Below are 6,653 nucleotides of genomic sequence, written 5' to 3'. Positions count from 1 at the left end.
ATAATCACTCCTAAAATCTAAAATTATCTCTAGGACAATGACTTTTTGTACATACCTAAAACATGTATATGGCAGGGGAGGGAGGAGCATGTATATTTTTTTGAGATAGTGGAAAAAACTTATAATAGTAGAACATGAGAGGAGTCTTTTGTATGAAAATGACGAAAGAAGAAGCACAAGAAATCGCAAAAAAAATAAAAGAAAACTCCAACAAGTACGGATTACCTGTGAAAAAAAAGAAAAATGCTAGTGCAACTTAAAAGGGGATATATAAGAAAAGGTCTTCAATTTAATAAAAAATATAAGACTTATATTTTCCTACTATAGTACGCAATAACATTTAGTACGCTGCATAATAAAGATAAGCTAACTCAATTACAAAAAACTTTAAATTAGATGTACTGATAATAAGGAAGTTAAAAAAGGGACTGCCTAACAAATTAATTTGTTAGGCAGTCCCTTTTTTAATTATGATTATTGGTGACGTAATTTATCAATTTCTTCTGGTGTAAGGTGTGTAAATTCAGCGATTGTTTGGGTATCTAAACCCTTTTGAATCATACTTAAGGCCACCTTTAGGATACCTTTCTTTTCGCCTATTTCTTCACCTATTTGTTTTCCTTTTTCTTCTCCAAGTTTCTCAGCTCGTTTTAAAGCTGACTTTTCATCTAATAATGCTTTTCTTCGTGCTTCATATGCTAGTAGCACTTCTGGATCTTGGCTAACACGTTCCCACTCTTCCATCGCTTTCTTTAATACTTGATCTTCTTGCATCGCAATCTCCTCCAATACCTGAGTGATTTCTTCATCTTCGGATGCTTCAAGTAATAATAACCATCGCACAAGTTGATCTTCCCGTGGATCTACCTCTCTGTTACGCCATTTAATGAGATCAAGATAGACATCATGTAAAGCCTCCAGAATGGATTTCTGGAGGCTTTATATAAATGCTCTTTATTTAACAGCTTCTTTAAACTCTTTTCCTGCTTTGAAACCTGGAACCTTTGTTGCTGCGATTGTCATTTCTTCTCCAGTTTGAGGATTACGTCCTGTACGCTGTGAACGTTCACGTACTTCGAATGTTCCCAGTCCTACTAGTTGAACTTTTTCGCCTTTTGCAAGCGTTGTAGAAATCGTTTCAAATAACGCGTCTACAGCTTTTTTTGCATCTTGTTTTGTTAACTCTGACTTTGAAGCAACTGCCTCAATGAATTCAGCTTTTTTCATATGTAACTACCTCATCTCTTTTTATAGGGTATGTCGATTAAGAATATATCATATATTTTGAGAAAAGGTCAAACGTATGTTCTTTTTAGATGGAAGTATAGGCAAATACATAACAATAAAAAAAGAAGAAATGGAAACCCATTTCTTCCTTACATACACGTTTAGCTAGAACGATTACATTATCGGATGTTACTACCACCAAGTTGTTGTTCCGCCATTTGTACAAGACGTTTTGTAATCTCGCCACCTACTGATCCGTTTGCACGTGCAGTTGTATCAGGACCAAGGTTTACTCCAAATTCACTAGCGATTTCATATTTCATTTGGTCGATTGCTTGTTGAGCACCATATACCAATAGTTCATTTGTGTTGTTATTTTTATTGTTTGCCATTTTATACAACTCCTTTACAGTTTGTATCGTTAAGATGTGTAAAAAAAGAATGATTTATTCATAAGGTAAGAAATTATTTTTAAAAAGTCGTGAAGTTGACCAATTTGTAATAAAAAGAGGGAAAGAACTAAAAGAGGCTGTAAAATAGAAAGTAAAAAAGATGTTTTAGAGTATATATAGGTGGTAAACAAATAGTACAGAGTCAATGTAAGAATTTTATAGGCTACTGTAAAAGGTTAAATACTTAACTTGATGAAGGGACTGGTTCGGTTTTGAAAGACGTAACGGCGACTTCAACAAATGTATTACCCGAATTGAAAAGTAGGTATTGTGATTTAACGAACGGTACTCTCGTTATGAATCGATATACGTAACGAAAGGGCCTCACAAGGGCAAATGAACATGATAATTATTTTGTTGTAAGAGAGGAGAGCCTGCATCATTTTTTGATGCGGGCTCTTTTTAAGTTGAAGCTATAAAATAAGGTACATAAGGTATTAAATCTAAATATTGTTGATAGATGTAAGGTTTTGTAGATAATTAAGTTGCTCCCACATATTGAATATTTATCCTACATCAAGTACAATAAGTTGAATATAAGTTCAACTTAAAAAATGAGGTGTTTAAGAATGAAAATTTCACGTTTTAATAAAGATTGCGGGAACTCTGTTGATATGAACATTATGGATGGGTATCTATTTGATTTCCCAACGAATGTAGTTGAACTTCAAAAAGAAGCTGCAGATTCTTTTTTTACAGATGCTGTTACGGCTCCAGAAGAATTTAAGAAGCGTATTTTACTTTCTACAACCATTAAGGGTGAAGAGAAAGAGCGTTATTTCTTAGTAGGTGACATTGCCGCAAGTCAATTGCTTGCTAACAATCACATTAATAAATTACATAATAAAATTACAAGTCATATTCCATACATCACCTTTTTAGCTGCAATTGCGTACTACCATGCTTTACATGCGAAAGATAAAAAGGACAACACAATTGAAATTGACTATTTTTCTACGATGTTACCAATCTGGCTCCTTAAGAAAGAGAGCACATTTGGGGCGGCTCAAAAAGCTATGGCTAATCGCTTCTTAGGCGACCATACGTTTACCGTGCACACGCCTGGTTTTGAAAATACGTTAAAGGTAGTAGTAGAAGAAAGTGCGTGCTTGAAAGAGGGAGAAAGCGCACGTTTTGCGTTAAAAAAAGACTTAACCCTTGAAAATCGTGAAGATGCAAATGAGTATGCAGAATGTGAAACAGTGATGGTAGACATTGGTGGCGGATCTATTGATGTCGTTATTCTACCGGAAGGGCTGAAAGCTGCGAATAGCCGTGAATCGTTCCAGAGCATTGAAGGCATTCCGTATTTAGCCCATATTGATAAATTGCGCAAAGAGAAGTTCTTAGAATTATTTACAGACTTACGTGCCTTTGATCAATTTATTCTTGATAACTACAGCAAGCAAAAGTTTGTATTGAAAAACGAGAATACAGGTGAATCTATTGATTTAACAAGCATAATCAAATCTTCACTACGAGACTATGTGGAAATCTTATTGGCTAAATTAAATGATGTCGCACCACCACCAGCAAATAAACTGCGTAAGTATGTATACTGCGGTGGGGTAGCTCCTACTTTAGAAGTCCCTATCATGAATAGTATGCGTGAAAAAATTGGAGAAGAACGTACAGAGAAGTATCATAAGGTTCCACAAGATAGCCGCCATTTAAATTTATTTGGCTTAGAGATTCGTAGTATTGGTTACGTTCAAAAGAAGCAAGCAGCAGAGAAGAAAGCCGTTAAATCCTAACAACGTAGGTGATAGGAATGTCAGAGCGTCAAAATGCGTTTACGATTAAGACAAATCGATTGAGTGATGAAGTTTATAATCAACTAGCTACATATGCTAAATCGCGTAAGTTAGGGGATTATATTTCATCTTTAATTCTTCGTGATCTAGAAGATTCATCTACTGAAAGCAAAGCAATGGAAGACACAAAAACCTACGAAATGCTTGAACATATTAAGAGTGAATTAGCTGATTTAAAAACATTAGCAAAAACAACAGGTTTTGTAGGAAACGATTCCTTCAAAGAAGAAGAGCCTTCAGAGGTTCCCCAACTCAAAGAAGGAAAGATTGCAGATTTAGCAAATATATCTGGCTCATTAGACGATGACGACTTAGAAGAATATAACGATTTTTAAACAGGAAACCACTAGAATTGAACTGCACCCCAATTCTAGTGGTTTTTCTATAAAGTAAAATTGACTGTATTTAGATATACTTTATTGAATTAATGTACCCTTTAGTCCAATAAAATATTTGATCTAGTTGAACAATTAAATTTTTATCTATCAATTTGTGTTGAAATTTGCCAAGTAATACCGAATTTGTCTGTTAATTGGCCATATGATGGACTCCAAAAAGTTTCTTGAAGTGGCATTTCTATTTGCCCACCTTCTTGTAGTTTTTGGAATACTTCTTTTGATTTTTCTACGCTGTCTATAGTAATAGCTACCGTCACTTGTGATCCAATTTGGTATGGTTGACCTGGGAATGTATCAGAAAGCATTAAATCCGTATTACCAACTTTTAAATGTGCATTCATTACACGATCTACTGCTTCTATAGGAGTGGGGAATTCTGGATTGCTGGGCATTTCTCCGAAAGTTTGAACACCAATAACTTTTGCATCCAGTGCCTTCTCGTAAAATTTGACAGCTTCTTGCCCATTACCGTTCATAATTAAATAAGGATAAATTCCTAAAACCATGAAAAACACCTCTTTTAAAATTTTATTTAGATTTCAATAAATTATAGCTAATCAAGTTGAAGAACGTAAGTTCGATTTGGTCATAACACTTACTACGTATTTATACAACAAATTTATTATGTTATCCTGCACGGTTAGTTTGAGAAGAAAAAATTGTTTTAGAAAGATATGTAATAAAGGGTTTAATAAAAAGCGACCATGAACGTTGCTTTCTATTAACGTTCATGGGTAAGCCAGGGTTAACGCTGTACCTTGTTTATCATGAATACCATAGCAACCTTTGAGATTATATCAATCCAAAATAACTTTTAGTGTGATAATCATGAAAACAGGTTAGTTTTCTTTTCAACATTTGCAAACACATCCTTCTATCTTATAAAATAAGAGTAAGAAATAAGAAAGATAGGAAGAGAAATTCATGTCCACAAAATTAGTAAATTTACGAATTGATTTTGCTTTTAAACAATTATTTGGTACAAAAGGCAGCGAGGATATCTTAGCAGGCTTTTTAAACGCTGTTTTAGAAAAGTCTCTAGAAGCACCTATTACATCTCTTCAATTGGAAGACCCACATCTTCACAAGGCTTACGAAGATGACAAGTTATCTATTCTAGATTTATTAGCTACATTGAACAACGGAACACAAGTGAATATAGAAATCCAACTTCGTAATACGCATGATATGGTTAAACGCTCTTTATATTATTGGAGTAAATTATATACGTCCCAAATGCAAGAGGGGATGCCTTACCGCGCCTTACGAAAAACCATCACCATTAATTTGTTGGATTTTATTTTATTCTCTTCAGATGAAGAATTTCAAACGACAGGGCAGCTGTGGGACACAACAAAGCAACGTGTTTTAAGTGATGATATTGAAATTCATTTTGTGGAAATTCCAAAGCTTGTGAAACAATGGAGGCAAGAAAAGGTTAACCCGTGGGAAAATGCATTCGTTCGTTGGATATTATTGTTACCAGCTCATGAAGATGAACATTTAACTCAAACGTTGGAGGAGATTGCGATGAATCAAGATCCAATTTTACAAAAAGCGATGGATAAATGGGAAAATATGAGTCACGATTCTTCTTTCCGAAGCGCATACGAAGCGCGTGAAAAACTATTACTTGATGAGCAAGCTAAATTAGCACATGCCCGTGAAGAAGGATTAGAAGAAGGGAAAATTCGATTGATTCGCAGCATGCATGAGAATGGTATGCCTTTAGACGACATTGCAAAGTTTACTGGGTTAAATATAGAAGAAATAAAAAGAGTAATCCGATAACATAGAGGATGACAAAAGCTTTGCGAAAGATTTCGTAAAGCTTTTTTATTTTACAATTATTTAATTTTTTTTGGAGTTATTATGCACAATAGGAAAACGAATAAAACAGCTATTTTTTAAAGTGAAACTTATAATCTATAATTAATTATGAATGGTTTCTAGAACTAAGGTGCTCCTCTAAAATATAAGGGAACCTCTTTTTGTAAATAGGAAGAAAAAAGTTGACCTCCTAATAAATCATATTATGTTAATTAGAGGTGTGTAGAGCACACACTTTATATCCTCTACTAATAGTTGAAATTAGAACTATTTATGTACGAGCTTTTTCCAGAGCGAGTTTTATACCAAATCCTATTAATATAGTACCTGTTATTCCCTCAATAACCTTTTGTGTCTTAGGCTTCTTCATAAACGCACTAATCTGGTTAAGTAAATAGATATAAAATAAATACCACACGACAGTTAATACAATATAAGTTATCCCAAGTATAAGAAATGGCATAAAAGTATGTCTTTCAGGATTCACAAACTGTGGTAGAAAGGTTAAGAAAAAAACAGCTATTTTTGGATTTAGTAGATTGGTAAGGAAACCTTGTTTAAAAGAAGACTTATTCTTATACTTACTTTCGACAACCGTTTCAGTTGTTTCTTGATTTCTTAATGTCCATAATGACTTGATACCTAAATAAATTAAGTACACCGCACCAATATATTTAAAGATAGAAAATAACAGAGCTGATTTCGCAATAATTGCCGAAAGTCCTGCAATAGCAGTTAGTGTGTGAATAGATAGCGCACAACAAATCCCAAGCATTGTCTTAAACCCTCCCTGTTTGCCACCAGTAAGAGTGTTTTTTGTCATGATAGCAGTATCTGGACCAGGTAAAATAATTAGAAATATGCATGTAATCACGAACAAATAAAAGTTTTCCATCTTATTATCGCCCCTCGATTAAAATAGTTCTGTATCT

The 6,653-nt window shown here is 34.0% G+C and carries 8 protein-coding genes; 3 read left to right on the top strand and 5 right to left on the bottom strand.

Annotated features, from left to right (window positions below; genetic code table 11):
• Positions 1 to 474: 474 nt before the first annotated feature.
• The 3 genes from SCI76_RS27485 to SCI76_RS27475 all read right to left on the bottom strand — a co-directional run bounded on the left by SCI76_RS27485 (position 475) and on the right by SCI76_RS27475 (position 1,619).
• Positions 475 to 921: an Rpn family recombination-promoting nuclease/putative transposase gene (locus SCI76_RS27485; protein ID WP_155017620.1), complete on the bottom strand. Its 447-nt coding sequence runs from the start codon at positions 919 to 921 to the stop codon at positions 475 to 477.
• A 33-nt stretch (positions 922 to 954) separates the two neighbouring features.
• A complete protein-coding gene (locus SCI76_RS27480) occupies positions 955 to 1,227 on the bottom strand; it encodes an HU family DNA-binding protein (RefSeq protein ID WP_155017621.1) in 273 nt (90 codons plus the stop codon).
• A 179-nt stretch (positions 1,228 to 1,406) separates the two neighbouring features.
• Complete coding sequence (locus SCI76_RS27475; RefSeq protein ID WP_108674954.1) at positions 1,407 to 1,619, bottom strand: alpha/beta-type small acid-soluble spore protein; 213 nt, start codon at positions 1,617 to 1,619, stop codon at positions 1,407 to 1,409.
• Between the two features lie 629 nt (positions 1,620 to 2,248).
• On the opposite strand from SCI76_RS27475, the gene SCI76_RS27470 reads away from it, so the two are divergent.
• Both SCI76_RS27470 and SCI76_RS27465 read left to right on the top strand, forming a co-directional pair.
• Positions 2,249 to 3,433: a hypothetical protein gene (locus tag SCI76_RS27470; protein WP_155017622.1), complete on the top strand. Its 1,185-nt coding sequence runs from the start codon at positions 2,249 to 2,251 to the stop codon at positions 3,431 to 3,433.
• A 17-nt stretch (positions 3,434 to 3,450) separates the two neighbouring features.
• Complete coding sequence (locus SCI76_RS27465) at positions 3,451 to 3,828, top strand: hypothetical protein (RefSeq protein WP_155017623.1); 378 nt, start codon at positions 3,451 to 3,453, stop codon at positions 3,826 to 3,828.
• 143 nt (positions 3,829 to 3,971) lie between these two features.
• Here the strand turns inward: SCI76_RS27465 and SCI76_RS27460 are convergent, their stop codons facing one another.
• Positions 3,972 to 4,397: a VOC family protein gene (locus tag SCI76_RS27460; RefSeq protein ID WP_155017624.1), complete on the bottom strand. Its 426-nt coding sequence runs from the start codon at positions 4,395 to 4,397 to the stop codon at positions 3,972 to 3,974.
• A gap of 418 nt (positions 4,398 to 4,815) precedes the next feature.
• On the opposite strand from SCI76_RS27460, the gene SCI76_RS27455 reads away from it, so the two are divergent.
• On the top strand, positions 4,816 to 5,682 hold the full coding sequence (locus SCI76_RS27455; protein WP_108674958.1) for an Rpn family recombination-promoting nuclease/putative transposase: 867 nt from the start codon (positions 4,816 to 4,818) through the stop codon (positions 5,680 to 5,682).
• Positions 5,683 to 5,992: 310 nt separating this feature from the next.
• Here SCI76_RS27455 and SCI76_RS27450 read toward each other — a convergent pair whose 3' ends face one another.
• Positions 5,993 to 6,616, bottom strand: coding sequence for a LysE family translocator (locus SCI76_RS27450; RefSeq protein ID WP_155017625.1), 624 nt, complete (start codon positions 6,614 to 6,616; stop codon positions 5,993 to 5,995).
• Between the last annotated feature and the right edge of the window lie 37 nt (positions 6,617 to 6,653).

It is taken from the genome of Priestia sp. HNGD-A6, from assembly GCF_045784335.1.
In the GTDB taxonomy this organism is placed as follows: Bacteria; Bacillota; Bacilli; order Bacillales; family Bacillaceae_H; genus Priestia; species Priestia zanthoxyli.
This window is presented reverse-complemented; position numbering and strand designations above follow the sequence as displayed.